This is a genomic window from Streptomyces sp. NPDC002232 (assembly GCF_042890295.1).
Classification (GTDB): domain Bacteria; phylum Actinomycetota; class Actinomycetes; order Streptomycetales; family Streptomycetaceae; genus Streptomyces.
This window is the reverse complement of the sequence record NZ_JBIARV010000007.1, coordinates 78007-92858: the sequence shown is the minus strand read 5'-3', so window position 1 is coordinate 92858 and position 14852 is coordinate 78007. Positions and strand designations below refer to the sequence as shown.

13 protein-coding genes are annotated in these 14852 nt (G+C 74.5%); 7 read left to right on the top strand and 6 right to left on the bottom strand.

The features are described from left to right. Nucleotides 1–78: 78 nt before the first annotated feature. From ACFYXU_RS32070 to ACFYXU_RS32060, 3 genes are all read right to left on the bottom strand, one after another. Complete coding sequence (locus ACFYXU_RS32070; RefSeq protein ID WP_389461185.1) at nt 79–1380, bottom strand: hypothetical protein; 1302 nt, start codon at nt 1378–1380, stop codon at nt 79–81. Continuing rightward, a complete protein-coding gene (locus ACFYXU_RS32065) occupies nt 1377–2231 on the bottom strand; it encodes a hypothetical protein (protein WP_389461183.1) in 855 nt (284 codons plus the stop codon). The genes ACFYXU_RS32070 and ACFYXU_RS32065 overlap by 4 nt, the downstream gene beginning before the upstream one ends. Nucleotides 2232–2431: 200 nt before the next feature. Continuing rightward, nucleotides 2432–4537: a right-handed parallel beta-helix repeat-containing protein gene (locus tag ACFYXU_RS32060; protein ID WP_389461181.1), complete on the bottom strand. Its 2106-nt coding sequence runs from the start codon at nt 4535–4537 to the stop codon at nt 2432–2434. A 189-nt stretch (nt 4538–4726) separates the two neighbouring features. Between ACFYXU_RS32060 and hmgA the strand changes: the two genes are divergently transcribed. The 3 genes from hmgA (at nt 4727) to ACFYXU_RS32045 (ending at nt 8318) form a co-directional block, all read left to right on the top strand. Continuing rightward, nucleotides 4727–6049 carry a homogentisate 1,2-dioxygenase gene (gene hmgA / locus ACFYXU_RS32055; protein WP_376510943.1) on the top strand — a complete coding sequence of 441 codons (1323 nt, stop codon included), beginning with the start codon at nt 4727–4729 and terminating at the stop codon, nt 6047–6049. Between the two features lie 40 nt (nt 6050–6089). Further along, nucleotides 6090–6839, top strand: a complete 750-nt coding sequence (locus ACFYXU_RS32050) for a GntR family transcriptional regulator (RefSeq protein WP_361393650.1) — start codon at nt 6090–6092, stop codon at nt 6837–6839. Nucleotides 6840–7133: 294 nt separating this feature from the next. After that, complete coding sequence (locus tag ACFYXU_RS32045) at nt 7134–8318, top strand: type ISP restriction/modification enzyme (protein WP_376510945.1); 1185 nt, start codon at nt 7134–7136, stop codon at nt 8316–8318. On the opposite strand, the gene ACFYXU_RS32040 is transcribed toward ACFYXU_RS32045, so the two are convergent. Then, entirely contained in the window at nt 8305–9048 is a 744-nt protein-coding gene (locus ACFYXU_RS32040) for a TetR/AcrR family transcriptional regulator (RefSeq protein ID WP_376510947.1), read from the bottom strand. The genes ACFYXU_RS32045 and ACFYXU_RS32040 overlap by 14 nt on opposite strands. A gap of 63 nt (nt 9049–9111) precedes the next feature. Between ACFYXU_RS32040 and ACFYXU_RS32035 the strand changes: the two genes are divergently transcribed. Genes ACFYXU_RS32035 through ACFYXU_RS32025 form a run of 3 tightly spaced genes read left to right on the top strand, consistent with a single transcriptional unit; the run spans nt 9112 to nt 12089 of the window. Beyond that, nucleotides 9112–10050, top strand: a complete 939-nt coding sequence (locus ACFYXU_RS32035) for an ATP-binding cassette domain-containing protein (RefSeq protein ID WP_389461179.1) — start codon at nt 9112–9114, stop codon at nt 10048–10050. Beyond that, on the top strand, nt 10047–10823 hold the full coding sequence (locus ACFYXU_RS32030) for an ABC transporter permease (RefSeq protein ID WP_376510951.1): 777 nt from the start codon (nt 10047–10049) through the stop codon (nt 10821–10823). The genes ACFYXU_RS32035 and ACFYXU_RS32030 overlap by 4 nt, the downstream gene beginning before the upstream one ends. A 48-nt stretch (nt 10824–10871) precedes the next feature. Beyond that, nucleotides 10872–12089 (top strand): CaiB/BaiF CoA transferase family protein, encoded by a 1218-nt coding sequence (locus ACFYXU_RS32025; RefSeq protein ID WP_389461177.1) that lies wholly within the window; start codon nt 10872–10874, stop codon nt 12087–12089. A gap of 317 nt (nt 12090–12406) precedes the next feature. Here ACFYXU_RS32025 and ACFYXU_RS32020 read toward each other — a convergent pair whose 3' ends face one another. Beyond that, on the bottom strand, nt 12407–12679 hold the full coding sequence (locus ACFYXU_RS32020; RefSeq protein ID WP_389461175.1) for a hypothetical protein: 273 nt from the start codon (nt 12677–12679) through the stop codon (nt 12407–12409). Nucleotides 12680–13002: 323 nt separating this feature from the next. On the opposite strand from ACFYXU_RS32020, the gene ACFYXU_RS32015 reads away from it, so the two are divergent. After that, a complete protein-coding gene (locus ACFYXU_RS32015) occupies nt 13003–13980 on the top strand; it encodes a protein kinase (RefSeq protein ID WP_389461173.1) in 978 nt (325 codons plus the stop codon). On the opposite strand, the gene ACFYXU_RS32010 is transcribed toward ACFYXU_RS32015, so the two are convergent. Continuing rightward, on the bottom strand, nt 13964–14770 hold the full coding sequence (locus ACFYXU_RS32010; RefSeq protein WP_389408618.1) for an SGNH/GDSL hydrolase family protein: 807 nt from the start codon (nt 14768–14770) through the stop codon (nt 13964–13966). The genes ACFYXU_RS32015 and ACFYXU_RS32010 overlap by 17 nt on opposite strands. Nucleotides 14771–14852: the final 82 nt, after the last annotated feature.

Below are 14852 nucleotides of genomic sequence, written 5' to 3'. Positions count from 1 at the left end.
TCCGGTCCGGCTGAGGCGATCGGCCCCCTCACCGCCGGCCCAGCTCGCCGGGCGGGGCCGGTGGGACGGGGCGGGCCGTCAGGCGATGAGCAGGCCGATGCCGCCGAGGGTGTACGCGATCATCAGCACGAACAGCGGGAGTTGCCCGGCGACGGCCCGGGCGGGCGGGAAGAGGCGCACGGACCGGTCGTGCGCGGCGACGACACCGAGGACGTGACCGGTGACGATCGCGGCGACCTGGAGGGTGGCGAGGCCTCCGGGACCCAGGGGTGGAGCGGGCGAGGGGGCGTTGTCAGTGCCCGCTGCCATGATGACTGTACGTGGCCCTTCGGTCACGAGAAGTGAGAAGTAGTGGGCCGTGAGGTAGCCGAGGGCGATGGGCAGGAGCGAGTGCGCGAAGGAGGTGAGCGGAGTGGTGAGCGCGGGGTTCATCAGGCGCAGGGCGCCGGCACAGACGCCGTAGAGGGCGGCGACGAGGGCGACGGTGGCGGCGAGGCCGAGGGTGGCGGTGGGGACGGGGCCGAGGGCGGAGGTCTGGAGGGTGGTGATCCAGCGGGGGTTGTCGGAGAGGCCGTCGTAGGCGGTGGAGCCGAGGAGGACGCAGACGGTGGCGACGAGACCGGGGGTCTGCGGGGTGGAGTCGAGGCCGTGGAAGGGGGAGCGCAGGACCAGGCGGCCGTCGGCGCGGCGGCCGAGCGGTGAGAGCCGGGCGAGAAGGGAGGAGTAGACCTCGAAGGGGTCGGCGTGGGAGAACCACCGGTCGCCGTACCGGGCGGCGCCCAGGAGTTGGACGGAGGTGTGGACGCCGAGCGCGACGAGGAGGGTGGTGGTGGAGGTGTTGTCGGGGGCGACGAGCTCCAGCCAGGTGAAGAGGAGGAGTCCGGCGGCGGCGGGCCGGATGCCGAGCGCGGCGGGCAGGGGGCGCGGGTTCCGTGGCGGCCGGAGGGAGTGCAGGGCGCGCAGGGGGTTGAGCAGGCGCCACACGGGGCCGAGGAGGAGGGAGGCGGGGACGAGTCCGACCCAGAGGAGGACGTAGAGGGCGCCCGGCGCGGGGTTGCGGTCCGGGTCGTCGGGGCCGAGGAGGAGGTGGAGCAGGAAGAGGAGGGCGCCGGCGGCTCCGATCAGGCGGAGGGCGGTGCGGGTGGCGGGGGCGTCGGCCGCCCGCTGGACGGCGGCGGGGAGCGGGCGGCCCGACCGGTCGCCGTCGAAGCGGGAGGAGGACCAGAGGAGTCCGAGGGCGAGGAAGGAGACGAGGAGGGCGGTGAAGGCGCCGGCGTAGGCGTAGAAGGGAGAGAGGGGGAGGTCGTGCCGGGAGCCCACGCCGTGGGCGAGCGGGAGCCCGAGGGGCCCGGCGGGTGCGGGGCCGGGGCCGGGGCTCATCGGACGACGAGTTGGGTCAGCACGAGTCCGGACTCGTGCGTCTCGACCTCGAAGAGGCCGGTCCGGTCCGCGGTGAGGGTGAGGGTCGCGGGCACGCCGGGAGAGAGGGGCAGTTCGCGGTCGTAGCCGTGCACGTGAAGGGTGTCGGCGCGGTCGCTGGTGACACGGAGGGTGAGGCGTTCGCCCTTCTTCAGCTCGATGCGGGAGGGAGGTGGCTCGACGGTCGTTCCGGTGAGGGTGAGGGTGACGGTCCGGCCGGGGTCGGTGGTCCAGGGGCTCGACGGCGCGGAGGCGGACGGCGCGGAGGCGGACGGGGTGGAGGACGGCGGGGCGGAGGACGACGGGGCGGAGGAGCCCGTGGAGGTGGCGGGGGTGGCGTCGAGACGGACCGTGGCCTGGACCGGGGCGCCGGCGACGGTCCAGACGGTGTGGTCGTCCGCGTGGAGGCGGACGGTCAGGGTGTGGGCGCCGGGCGGCACGTAACCCCACGGGCCGTACAGGCGGGTGGTCTCGCGACCGTCGACGAGGAGGCGGGCGTGGCCCCGGCCGGGGAGCGCCGCGCCGCCGGTGCTCTCGGGGGTGAACTGGAACCTCTCCACCGTGAGGTGGACGTTCCAGCCGCCCTCGGAGTCGGGACGGATCTCGGCCCTGACGGTGGGCGCGTCCGCCGCGGGGAGCTCACGGAGCCGGTGTCCGCTCTCGTCCCGGGCCGCCAGGAGGGTGCCGCTGTCGCCGGTGGCCTCCTGGTGACTGGTGCCGGGCTTGTGGTGGGTGGTGGCCCGGCCGCCGCAGCCGGTGAGGACCAGCGCGGCGGCGGCCACGACGGCGAGCAGGTGCGCGGTGGTACGCACGGCCGCGCGGCGGGACGGGGCTGCGGGCCGGGCGGGGGGCTGAGGGGTGGTGGGGCTCGGGCCGGCGGGACTCGGGGCCGTAGAGCCCGGGGCCGTAGAGCCCGGGGTGGCGGGACTCGGGGTCACGGCGCCCGGGGCGGCGGGACTCAGGGCGATCGGGCCCCCGGCGCCGGGGCCCGGGGCCGAGGAAAGTGGAGGTGTCATGCCGTCGCGCCTTCCGGGTGGCCGGCCGGGGGATCCGTCGGCGGGTCCGTCGGAGATTCCGTCGAGGCTTCGGGCATGGGTTCAGCGGCGGGGGCGGAGCTGGTGCGCGTCCCGGCGGCGATGACCGCCCACAGCACCCAGATGGTGCCGAGCAGCAGGCGGATCCAGGCGGGGCTGAGGGGGATGCCGGGGACCATGAGGACCGCCTTGTCGAAGGCGTCGAGCAGGGTGAGGGCGCCGAGGGCGACCGTGGTCCAGGCGAGGACGGGGCGGCCGGGGCGCAGGGCGAGGCCGAGGAGGGTCCACCACACCCCCATGAGGAGCAGCGCGAGGGCGGGGAGGAGGGTCGGGGTGAGGGCCAGGGTGGAGCCGGCGACGTCGAGGGCCAGGCCCACGAGGCCGGCGAGGGTGGCCGCGCCGGCGAGGCGGCTGCCGCGCAGCCGGCGCCACCAGAGGGCGCCGCCGACGAGCGCGAGGACGAGGGCGCTGGCGAGGGCGAACTGGGTCTCGACGCGCTGGAGGCCGCGGGCGCCGTACCAGTCGCAGCCGGCCGGGAGGCGGCGGGCCTGGACGTTGTAGTCGGCGCAGACGAGGAGCTGGGCGAGTTTGACGGGTTCGCCGACGAGCCGGTCGGTGGCGCCGGAGACCTCGCCCCGGCGGGCTCCGCAGGCGGGCGGGGCGCCGGGGGTGGCGGCGCCGGCGTCGGCCTGCCAGCAGTTGCCGCCGCCCTGGCCGTCCCACCAGACGTCGGTGCGGTTGGGGCGGGCGTGGCCGGCCTTGTCGACGCCGAGGCGGTTGCCGGCGTAGCGGTTGTGGTGGGAGGTGTCGGTCTGCTTGCCCCAGGCGGACTCGCCCCGGATGAAGGCGGGGACGGCGCTGAGGAAGAAGGCGGCGCGCTGGTGGCCGTAGACCCAGTTGTCCTCGTAGAGGTTCCAGTTGCCGCCCGCGGTGATGATGCCGGTGCCGGGCGGCATGGAGATCTGCGGGCAGACGACGCCCCGCTCGTAGCCCCGGTCGACGGGCGGCTTGGCACAGGTGCCGTCGGCGACGTGGGGATAGTAGTTCTGGTTGTTGTCGTGGATGTCGTTGCGTTCGAAGCGGGCGTGGTTCTGCGGCAGTCCGGGGTGCCCGGGGAAGGCGGAGTCCATGGACGCGCCGCCCATGTTGTGGTCGAACTCGTTGTCGTGGACCCAGACCGAGTCCCCGGCGGTGCCGGAGTAGCCGACCATGTTGTGGTGGCTGCGGCAGCCGGTGATCTCGATGGCGTAGCGGGGTACGTCGTAGCCGTACCCGTCGTTGATGTTCGAGGCCGAGCCGGGGTAGATGCCGGAGTCGCCGTTCCCGTAGGACTCGCAGTTCTTGTAGAGGCCGTGGTCGGAGGCGAAGGTCAGGAAGCCGTACTCGTCGTTCCAGCGGGTGAGGACGTCGTCGATGACGAAGCCGTCGGCGGCGAGGACGTAGAGGGAGTTGAAGGTGGTGCGCTGGGCGGTGAAGTTGCGGAAGTAGACGCCGTCGGAGCCGTCGGCGCGGAGGGCGTTGAGCTTCCGGTACTTGGCGTCGACGATCACGTCGAGGCGGGAGGCGCCGGTGCCCTCGATCTGGAGGTTCTTCTTGCCGAGGATCGCGACCAGGTTCTGGTTGTGGGGGCACTGGAGCTGCTGCGCGTAGCTGAGGATCTGGTAGCCGAGCGCGGACTTGGGGGCCTTGAGCGTGGCGCAGGCTCCGGTGGGCGGCGGCAGGGAGGGCTCCTCCTCGTACAGGCCGGGGAGGATCGCGATGGTGAGGCCGGGCCGTTCGACGGCGTCGACGGCCTGCTGGAGGTGGCGGTAGCCGCTGCGGGCGCAGCGTTCGAAGAGGGCGAGGTTGCGGGTCTTGAGGGCGGCGGGGAAGCCGGAGATCCGGCGTGCGAAGTCGGCGCGGTCGGTCTTGCAGACGAGGAGGTCGGGTTCGCCGGTGCGGAGTTCCGGCACGCTGCCGGTTCCGTCGGGGAGGGTGACGGGACGCTCCTCGTGGGCCTGGGCGCCAGGAGCGGTGAAGAGGGCCGCGGCGAGCGCCACGAGCACGACCGAGAGCACGGAGACGAACCTTCGGGTCCACGACATGCGCGTGAGAGTAGAGCAATGTTCATCTTTTTGAACCCCACGTGCGGGCACCAATCCGGGCACGGTCCCGCGGCGCCCCGTTGACGTGGGCCGCGCGGAATCCTACGGTCATCCATAGGATTCCCTTGCGGACTCAGGACGAGCCTCAGGACAGGGCCCCCGAGCAGGGCCCCAGGACAGGAGCGGGCGATGACCACGGAGCAGGCCAGGAAGACGGCCGAGGCGCTCACCTACAGCACCGGTTTCGGCAACGAGCACAGCTCGGAAGCGATCCCCGGCGCACTGCCGGACGGCCGCAACTCGCCGCAGCGGGCCCCCCTCGGGCTCTACGCCGAGCAGCTCAGCGGCAGCGCGTTCACGGAGCCGCGGTCCCACAACCGCCGCTCCTGGCTCTACCGGATCCGCCCCTCGGCCGCGCACCCGCCGTTCACCCGCATCGACAACGGCGCGCTCGCGGGCGCCCCCTTCACCGAGACCGTGCCGGACCCCAACCGGCTGCGCTGGAACCCGCTGCCCGAGCCCGCGCCCGGCACGGACTGGCTGGCGGGCCTGTGGACCCTCGGCGGCAACGGCGACGCGACCCAGCGGACCGGCATGGCCGTGCACCTCTACCACGCGAACGCGTCCATGGAGCGGGTCTTCGGCGACGCCGACGGTGAGCTCCTGATCGTCCCGGAGCGCGGCGGCCTCCTCCTCCGCACCGAGCTGGGCCTGCTCGCCGCCCACCCGGGCGAGGTGGCGCTCATCCCGCGCGGCGTCCGCTTCCGCGTCGAGCTGCTCGACGAGACGGCCCGCGGATACGTCTGCGAGAACTACGGCGCGCCGTTCCAGCTGCCGGACCTCGGCCCGATCGGCGCCAACGGCCTGGCCAACGCCCGCGACTTCCGCGCACCCGTCGCCGCCTACGAGGACGTCGAAGGCCCGGTCGAGGTCGTCAACAAGTACTGCGGCAACCTCTGGTCGGCGACGTACGGGCACTCGCCGCTGGACGTCGTCGCCTGGCACGGCAACCACACCCCGTATGTGTACGACCTGCACCGCTTCAACGTCATCGGGTCGATCTCCTACGACCACCCCGACCCGTCGATCTTCACGGTCCTCACCTCGCCCTCCGACACCCCGGGGCTCGCGGGCGTCGACTTCGTGGTCTTCGCCCCGCGCTGGCTGGTCGGCGAGGACACGTTCCGGCCGCCGTACTTCCACCGGAACGTGATGAGCGAGTACATGGGCCTCATCGAGGGCGCCTACGACGCCAAGACCGCCGGTGAAGGGGGCTTCGTGCCGGGCGGCGGCTCGCTGCACAACATGATGTCCGCGCACGGCCCCGACCGGGACACCTTCGACCGGGCCAGCGCGGCGGAGCTGAAGCCGCAGAAGATCGACGACGGCCTCGCCTTCATGTTCGAGACCCGCTGGCCGGTGACCGCGACCGCGCGGGCCGCGGGCGCCGGCCATCTCCAGGAGGGGTACGACGACGTATGGCAGGGTCTTGAGCGCCACTTCCGGCCGTAATGTCTCGGCCGTAAGCCCGTAGCCTTCGTACGGAGAACCCGTGACCGCCTTCGCTCCCGACTCGCTGGTCCTGAACCGCAAGCTGCCGCTCTGGTACCAGGTCTCGCAGTCGCTGCGCGCCTCGATACTGGGCCGCGCGCCCGACGCCTCTCTGCGGCTGCCCACCGAGGAGCAGCTCGCGGCCCACTACGGCGTGAGCGTGCTGACCATGCGGCAGGCCCTCAAGGAGCTGGAGGAGGAGGGCCTGATCAGCCGGCACCGGCGGCGCGGGACCTTCATCGAGCCGGGCGCGCGGCGGTCGACCCCGCGTCGGCTGCTCGGCTCGATCGACGCGATCGTGGCCCAGCAGTCGGGTGAGCGGACGACGGTCCTCGGGCACGGCACGGAGCCGGTGCCCGGGGAGCTCGCCGAGTACTTCCCGGACGTGCCGGAGGTCGTGGCGTACCGGAGGCTGCGCAGCGACGGCGAGAGCGGCGAGCCGACGAACTGGGCGGAGAACGCTGTGCGGCCCGAGCTCGCCGCCGCCATCGACCCCGCCGACCTGGAGCGCTGGCCCATGACGAAGGTGCTGCGGGACGTGGTCGGGGTGCGGATCAGCCGCATCACGGACACCGTGGAGGCCCGCCTCGCGGACCCGGAGACGGCGGGCCTGCTCCAGGTCCCGCTGCTCTCCCCGATCCTGCACTACACCGGCGTCACGTACGACGAGGACGGCCGGGTCGTCGACGTCGCCCGCATCCGCTACCGCGGCGACCGCTTCTCCTTCACGGTGACGGTGGAGGCGCACTGACGCCCACGGGCGGAGGGACGCGGGTACGGAAGGGCCCCGAGACGACCGGCGCGCCCACGGGCGGGGGCCCACGGACGGGGACACGGGTGCGGAAGCGCCCCCGACGCGACCGGCCCTGGCCCCGTACGGACGGCGCTCGTTAGCATGCGGGGCGTGACGGAAGCCCCCCGAGCCGAAGCCCACCGGAGCGAAGCCCACCGGACGGAAGCCCCCCGAGCCGAAGCCCGCCGCCCCGATGTCCCCCGATCGCAATCCCCCGGTGCCGCCGACGACGCGCCGCTCCTCGACGAGCTGATGCCGTGGTCCGTGGCCCCGCCGCGTCTCGGGCGGTCCTGGATCGTCGCGCCCGACGCCCGGACCCTGCGGGCCCGGTGGGACCGGCTGGTGGCCGCCGAGGGGGCCGAGCGGGAGGCGCTGTTCCGGCCGAGCCGGGCCCGGACTCCCGCGAGCGCCGTGGGCGCGCTGCCCGGACAGCGGACCGGGACGACCAGGTTCGCGCGCGAGTCGGGGCCGTGCCCGGACCCGGTGCGGGTGGCGCACGGGCCGTTCGACGAGCAGTGGCTGCTGCCGGACCACCGGCTGATCGACGCCGCCCGCCCGGAGCTGTGGCGGGTCGCCGGGGAGCCACAGCTCTTCGTCGTCGAGCAGGGGTACGTGCCGGGGGCGGAGGGGCCCGCGCTGCTGGTGACGGCGGCGTTGCCGGAGGGCCGTTCCCCGGCGGGCCGTCCGGGCCGGGTCCGGCCGCTCTTCCGGCGGCCCGGCGGCCGGGAGCCCAATCTCGCGCCGGGCCTGCTGGAGTTCCTCGGGAAGCGGTACGGGTGCGAGGTCGGCGCCCGGGACTGGCTGGCGTGGACGGTGGCGGCGGCGCTCCCCTCCCCCGCCGGCTGCCGGGTGCCGCTGCCCGGGGACCGGGAGACGTGGAGGGCGGGCGTGGCGCTCGGCGGGGAGCTCGCCGACGTGCAGCTGCGCGGCGCCCTGAGCGGGACGCGGCCCCGGCTGCCGGGCGGGCGCCGGCCCTATGTGCGGGCGGCGGTCCCGGCCCGTCCGGCGGCGCTGTCGTACGACGCCGGCACCGAGGTCCTGGACGTCGGCGGGGGCGTGATCTCCCCCGTACCGGCGGAGGCCTGGGAGTACCGGGTCGGCGGGGTGCGGGTCCTGGAGCAGTGGTTCGCGCACCGGACGGCCCCCGTCGAGCCCGGCTCCCTGGAGGCGATCGGCCCGGCGGCCTGGCCGCAGGAGTGGACGTCGGAGCTGCTGGACCTGGTCACGGTGCTCGCGCTGCTCGGGGCGCGGGAGCCGGACCGGGCCGCGCTCGCCGCCGGGGCGCTGGGCGGGGCGGAGCTCCGGGCCGCCGGGGCGTTGGGCCGGGAGGAGCTGCGCGCCGCCGGAATCCTGCCGCCGCCGTCCGCGTCCCGGCGTCCCGCGTCCGTGCTGGACCATCAGGAGGAGGGCCCGGAGGGGCAGTTCATGCTCCTGTGAGCACGCCCCGGCCGTCGCCCGGGTCGAACGAGTCGAGCAGCCGGACGATGGTCATCGCGAACATCTCGTCCGGGTCGGCGGGAGCGGCGGGCGCCTCGGCGAGCAGTCCGGCGAGGTGCGGATACCGGCCGCTCGCCACCTGTCCCCTGAGGTAGGCGCCGCGCACGGCCTGCTCCTCCTCCTCGGACCAGGGCAGTCCGCGGGCGCGTTCGGCGATGGCCTGCTCGTTGGCGACGGTCGCCATGACCGTGCCGTTGACCATGGCGATGAGCTGCATCTTCAGCCCGGCGGGCACGTCCAGGGGGACGAGGCAGCCGAGGCACCACTCCAGGTAGCGCAGGGCGTTGGGGCTGAAGCCGTAGGCGGTGGTCATCACCCGGGGCAGCCAGGGGTGGCGGTACATGAGGGCGCGGCTCTGGTGGGCGATCGCCGTCATGTCGGCGCGCCAGTCTCCGCTGGGCTCCCCGGAGAGCTCGTACTCGCCGCTGACCGCGTCGACCATGAGCTCGTACAGGTCCTCCTTGCGGGGGACGTAGTTGTAGAGGGACATGGTGCCGCAGCCGAGTTCGGCGGCGACGCGGCGCATGGAGACCGCGTCGACGCCGTCCGCGTCGGCGATGCGGACGGCCGCGTCCGCGATGTCCCTGCGGCTGTACGCCGGCTTCGGACCGCGGCCCGCACGCTCGGGCCGCGCCCAGATCACTTCCGGTTCGGCCGCTCGGCCCGTCATGGATCATCACCTCGCCCCCCATCGTAGTTACGTACGGCGTACGTAGTGGGATAGGGTCGCACCATGACAACTACGTACGCTGTACTTAGTGAGGGTCTGCGGAAGCGTTACGGCGACGTCCACGCCCTGCGCGGCCTCGACCTCGCCGTCCCCGAGGGCACGGTCTGCGGAATCCTCGGTCCCAACGGTGCCGGCAAGACCACCGGGGTCCGCGTCCTCACCACGCTGGTCGCTCCCGACGGGGGAAGCGCGCTGGTCGCGGGCCACGACGTGGTGCGCGATCCGGCGGGGGTACGGAAGCGGATCGCGGTCACCGGGCAGTACGCCTCCGTCGACGGCGACCTCACCGGCGCCGAGAACCTCCGCCTCTTCGCGAGGCTGCTCCGTGCCCCGCGCTCCCGCGCCGACGAGCTCCTGGAGCGGTTCGGCCTGACCGCGGCGGCCGGACGGCCCGCCCGCACCTACTCCGGCGGCATGCGGCGCCGCCTCGATCTGGCCGCGAGCCTGCTCGTGCCGCCGCGGGTGCTGTTCCTCGACGAGCCCACGACCGGGCTCGACCCGCACAGCCGGAACGGGATCTGGGACGCCGTACGGGAGCTGGCCGACGCGGGCACGACCGTGCTGCTGACCACGCAGTACCTGGAGGAGGCCGACCGCCTCGCCGACGACATCGTCCTGATCGACGGGGGACGGGCCGCGCAGCGCGGCACCCCGGCCGAACTGAAGGCGCTCGTCGGCAGCTACGCCGAGGTCGTCGTCGCCGACCCCGCGTCCCTCGGAGCGGCCGCGGCCGTGCTCGACCGGCTGACCGGCTCGGAGCCGGCCCTGGACGCCGAGCGGCGCACCGCCGGCGCGGTGACCACGGACACCACGCTCACCCTCCCCCGGATCGTCCGCGAGATCGACGCCGCCGGGGTCCACATCATCGACGCCTCCCTGCGTCCACCCACCCTCGACGAGGTGTTCCTGCGCCTCACCGGCCGGAAGGAGCTCGTCGCGTGAGCGCCCTCGTGCACGACGGGACCGCCGTCCTCGGCCGCCACCTCCTGCGGATCAGGCACGCGCCCGCGCTGACGGTCCTGACCCAGACGATGCCGATCGTCTTCCTGCTCTTCTTCGGGTACGTCTTCGGCAGCGCGCTGGCCGCGCCCGGCGCCGAGTACCGGGCGTTCCTGGTGCCCGGCATGCTCGCCGCGACGGCGGCGGGCGGCCTGATGACGGGCATGTTCCAGGCCGCGCAGGACTCCCACCGGGGCGTCACGGACCGCTTCAGGACCCTGCCGGTCAGCCGCGCCGCCGTTCCCCTCGGACAGGCGCTCGCCGACCTCCTCGCGAGCGCCGTCGGCACGGTCCCGCTGATCCTCGTCGGCCTCGCCATGGGCTGGCGGATCGAGGGCACGCTCCCCGAGGCCCTGGGCGCCGTCGGCCTGCTGCTGCTCTTCCGGTTCGCGACGACCTGGGTGGGCATCCTGCTCGGCCTCGCCTCCAAGAGCGAGGAGGCCGCCGGGCAACTGGGCAGCGCCACCTTCATGCTGCCGCTGCTCTCGAACGCGTACATCCCCACCGACGGCATGCCCGGCTGGCTGCGGACGGTCGCCGAGTGGAACCCCATCTCGGCGGTCACGACAGCGGTGCGGCAGCTCTTCGGAAACGCGCCGGTCCCGGCGGACGCGGCCTGGCCGGTGGCGCACCCGGTCGCGGGCGCGCTGCTCTGGTCGCTCGGCCTCGTCGCCGTCTTCGCCCCGCTCGCGGTGCGCCGCTACGCCCGGGGGTGACGTACCCCCTGATGACAGGGGCCGCCGGGCACGGTAGGCCTGACGGACATGAGCACTCAGCCCCTCCCTCCGGCCCCTCAGCCCCTCCCGCTCGCCGGGGTCACGGTCGTCGCCGTCGAGCAGGCCGTCGCCGCGCCGTTCGCCACCCGCCAGCTCGCCGACCTCGGCGCCCGCGTCGTCAAGATCGAGCGCCCCGACGGCGGGGACTTCGCCCGCGGGTACGACACCGCGGCCCGGGGCCTCGCCTCGCACTTCGTCTGGTGCAACCGCGGCAAGGAGTCGGTGGCGGTCGACCTCAAGGACCCCCGGGGCCTGGCGCTCGCGCGGAGGCTGGTGGCCGGCGCGGACGTCTTCGTGCAGAACCTGGCGCGGGGCGCCGCAGCCCGCCTCGGCCTCGACGCCGCCACCCTCTGCGCGGCGCACCCCCGGCTGATCGCGGTGGACGTCTCGGGGTACGGGGCGGAGGGCCCGTACGCGGACCGGCGGGCGTACGACATGCTCGTCCAGTGCGAGGCGGGCCTCGTGTCGGTGACCGGCACGCCGGGGCAGCCCGTCAAGTCGGGGATCCCGGCCGCCGACATCGCGGCCGGGATGTACGCCTTCTCCGGCGTGCTCGCGGCCCTCGTGCGGCGCGGCACGACCGGCCGGGGCGGTCCCGTGGAGGTCTCCCTGCTCGACTCGCTGGCCGAGTGGATGGGGCATCCGCTGCACCACGGGATGCACGGGGGCACGACACCGGCGCGCACGGGGCTCGCGCACGCCGTGATCGCCCCGTACGACGCCTATCCGACGGCGGACGGCGGCCTGGTCCTGCTCTCCGTGCAGAACGACCGCGAGTGGCGGCGGCTGGCCGGGCGGGTCCTCGGCCGGCCCGAGCTCGCCGACGCGCCGGACTTCGCGACGAACACGGCGCGGGTGGCGGGGCGTGCGGCGACGGACGCGGTGGTCGCGGCGGCGCTCGCCCCGCTGACGGCGGCCGAGGCGCTGGCCCGGCTCGACGCGGCGGGGATCGCCTGCGCCCGGCTCAACTCGGTCGCGGAGCTCGCGGACCACCCGCAGCTGACCGCCCGCGACCGCTGGCGGGAGGTGGAGTCCCCGGTCGGGCCGCTGCGTGCGCTGCTGCCGCCGATCGTGTTCCCGGACGCGCCGGAGCCCCGGATGGACCGGATCCCCGCTCTCGGACAGGACACGGACGCGGTGCTCGCCGGTCTCGGGGTGCCGGAGGCGGAGATGAAGGAGCTGCGGGGCGCGGGGGTGATCGCCTGAGGGAGAGGAAGGCGAGCGCGAGGGTGATCGCCTGACGCGCGGGAGAGAGGCGGGCGCGGGGGTGATCACCATGACGCGCGCGAGAGAGGCGGGCGCCGCGGTGGTCGCCTGAGGGACGAGAGGGCGAGCGCCGGGGTGGTCGCCCGACGGAGGAGAAGGCGGGCGCGGGGCACGGTCCGGGGCGAGCGGGCCCGGGGACCGTGCCGGCGGCTCAGGGGGCGGATGAGGCGGCTCCGGACACGACCGATCGCCGGACGGGCGGGGACACGTCCGGCGGAGTCGTGGTCGGGGCCGTACGGGCGGCCGGGCCGTCCGGGCTAGTGACGCGTGCCGAAGAGCGAGCGGCGCAGGCGCCGCAGCGGGGCGAAGAGCGAGACCCGCGCGCTGCGGCTGCGGTGACTGTGCACCGGCGCCTCACGTGGCCGCGTCGTCAGTTCCCGCATGAGCAGCGTCGCCTCGGCCACCTCGCGCTGGGGCGCGGCGGGGCCGCCGAGCACCGCGAGATGGCGGTCGAGCCGCGAACTGGTCGCGCTGCTCCCGCAGGTGATGGCAGGCACTCGCGGCCTGCTGCGCATTGCTATCTGTTCCATGTCACTCCCCACCCGTACAAGGGCACCCGGCCCGGGCAGGTTAACCCTATCGCCCCATCGCGACACCCGGGTATCCCGCCGACGGGATTCACCGCACCCGTACGGGGGTTGACGGTGACTGTCCGAATCCATCTGATTCCAGGGCGAGTTGGACAGCACTCGAACACCTGCCGAACCATCACGAACCATCCTGCACTCCGGGCCGCCGTGCACGGACGCGCGGACCGGTGTGATCTCCACCACCAAGATCGTCCGCATGGGCCGGCCGAGGGGACCTCGACAGGACCGGAGCCCGGCGGACTCCGCTCGGCTACCGTGGATCCATGACGGTGATCGCGGGTCGTTACCGGCTTCTCGACGTGCTCGGCGAGGGCGCGACGGGCACCGTATGGCGTGCCCTGGACGAGACGGACCGCCACGAGGTGGCCCTCAAGGAGCTGCGCGCCCCCGCCGGGCTCCCGGCGGACGAGGCGCTGCCGCTGTACGCGCGGCGGGAGCGCGAGGCACGGGCCGCGGCCCGGATCTCCCACCCCTCCGTCGTGCGGGTGCTCGGCGTGGCCACCGAGGACGGCCGGCCCTGGGTCGTGACGGAGCTGGTCCGCGGCCTCACGCTCGCCGAGACCCTGGACGCCGGCGGTCGGCTGCCCGCGCGCGAGGCCGCGCGGGTCGGTGCCGAGGTCCTCGCGGGCCTGCGGGCCGCCCGGGAGGCGGGCGTGCCGCACCGGGGCGTACGGCCGGGGCAGGTGCTCCTCGCGAACGACGGACGGGTCGTGGTCACCGGCTTCGGCGGCGCGCCGGGCGACGGGACGGCCCCGGAGGCGGACCTGCGCTCCCTCGGGGCGCTCCTCGACGCGGCGGCGGACGACCGCTCGGGGCCTCTGGGCGCCGTCATCGACGCCCTGACGGGCGCGACCTCCGGCATGACGGCCGATCAGGTGGAGCGCGAGCTGCGCCGGGCGGCGGGCGGCGCCCCGAGGACCGGGCCGGGCGGCGCGGCGGAGGCGTCCGCCCCGACCCGGGCGGCGGGGGGCGACGACGCCGGGCCCGGGCCGGGCGCCGGGGCCGCGTCGACGCCGCCCGTCGCGTCGGAGCGACCGGTGGCGCGGCGGAGGAGGACGGCGCCCCGCCGGGGTCCCGTCCTGGTGGCCGGGATCGTCGGGGCGCTGCTGATCGCGGGTGCGTGGACGTATCAGGTGGTACGGGACGACGGACCGGGCACCGGGCCGGGGCCGGGCGGTGGCGCGAGCACCGCTCCGGCGCGGCCCGGGGCCGAGGGCGGGACGGTTACACCGCGCCCCTGAAGGAGGGCAGGTAGCCGCCGGACTGGCCGGCGGCGGTCGGGTGGTACGACTCGCCGATGTTGAGCCAGTTGACGCTGTGCAGCCAGGCGGAGCCCGAGCAGATCTCGTGCCCGGTGAAGGCTCCGACGACGCCGGCGAAGGTGAAGCCGTGGTCGGCGGCGCGCTTGGCGACGGCCGCGTTGAGGTAGTCGGAGGCGCCGTTGATGGCGTTGCGCTCGTTCTCGCTCAGACCGGCGACGCAGCTGCCGCCCAGCTGGTAGAAGCGCGGGTAGCCGAGGACGACGACGTGGGCGGAGGGTGCCTTTCCTCGGATGGCGTTGTAGACCGAGTCGAGCTTGCCGGGGAGCGTGCCGTCGACGTACGCCTTGGCCTGATTCACACGGCTGATGCAGGTGGATTCGGACTGGAGCACGCACGTCGTCATGACGTCGGCGAATCCGGCGTCATTTCCCCCGATCGTGACGGAGACCAGGTCAGTGGCGGCCGAGAGCGGTCCGAGCTGATTCGCGGTCACATCACCCGTTCGGGCGCCCGAGCAGGCGGTGAAGGCGAACGAGGAGGGGGCGTTCGCGTTCTTCCACAGGACCGGGTACGCCTTCGTGGAGCGCTTGCAGTCGCCGCTGGCGCTGTCGTAGCTGCCGGAGCCGACCCCGGAGGAGTACGAGTCCCCCAGGGCCACGTAGTCGAGTGCGGCGTTCTCGGCGGCCTGGGCCGCGCCCGTCCCGGTGAGGGCGAGGACGGCGCCGAGGAGGAGCGAGGAGGAGAGGGCGGCAAAACGGGACAGTCTCATGGAACCTCCCTGTAGCAGGATCTCTGCGTTACCAGGTAGTAGCATCGGATCCAGCCGACCGGAAGTGTCCATGTCAAAAATG

What these genes read in the sequence shown, in the direction of transcription:
- ACFYXU_RS32070 (WP_389461185.1), bottom strand. Translation starts at nt 1,380, where the DNA reads ATGAGCCCCGGCCCCGGCCCCGCACCCGCCGGGCCCCTCGGGCTCCCG.
- ACFYXU_RS32060 (WP_389461181.1), bottom strand. Translation starts at nt 4,537, where the DNA reads ATGTCGTGGACCCGAAGGTTCGTCTCCGTGCTCTCGGTCGTGCTCGTG.
- hmgA (WP_376510943.1), top strand. Translation starts at nt 4,727, where the DNA reads ATGACCACGGAGCAGGCCAGGAAGACGGCCGAGGCGCTCACCTACAGC.
- ACFYXU_RS32045 (WP_376510945.1), top strand. Translation starts at nt 7,134, where the DNA reads ATGCCGTGGTCCGTGGCCCCGCCGCGTCTCGGGCGGTCCTGGATCGTC.
- ACFYXU_RS32040 (WP_376510947.1), bottom strand. Translation starts at nt 9,048, where the DNA reads ATGACGGGCCGAGCGGCCGAACCGGAAGTGATCTGGGCGCGGCCCGAG.
- ACFYXU_RS32035 (WP_389461179.1), top strand. Translation starts at nt 9,112, where the DNA reads ATGACAACTACGTACGCTGTACTTAGTGAGGGTCTGCGGAAGCGTTAC.
- ACFYXU_RS32025 (WP_389461177.1), top strand. Translation starts at nt 10,872, where the DNA reads ATGAGCACTCAGCCCCTCCCTCCGGCCCCTCAGCCCCTCCCGCTCGCC.
- ACFYXU_RS32020 (WP_389461175.1), bottom strand. Translation starts at nt 12,679, where the DNA reads ATGGAACAGATAGCAATGCGCAGCAGGCCGCGAGTGCCTGCCATCACC.
- ACFYXU_RS32015 (WP_389461173.1), top strand. Translation starts at nt 13,003, where the DNA reads ATGACGGTGATCGCGGGTCGTTACCGGCTTCTCGACGTGCTCGGCGAG.
- ACFYXU_RS32010 (WP_389408618.1), bottom strand. Translation starts at nt 14,770, where the DNA reads ATGAGACTGTCCCGTTTTGCCGCCCTCTCCTCCTCGCTCCTCCTCGGC.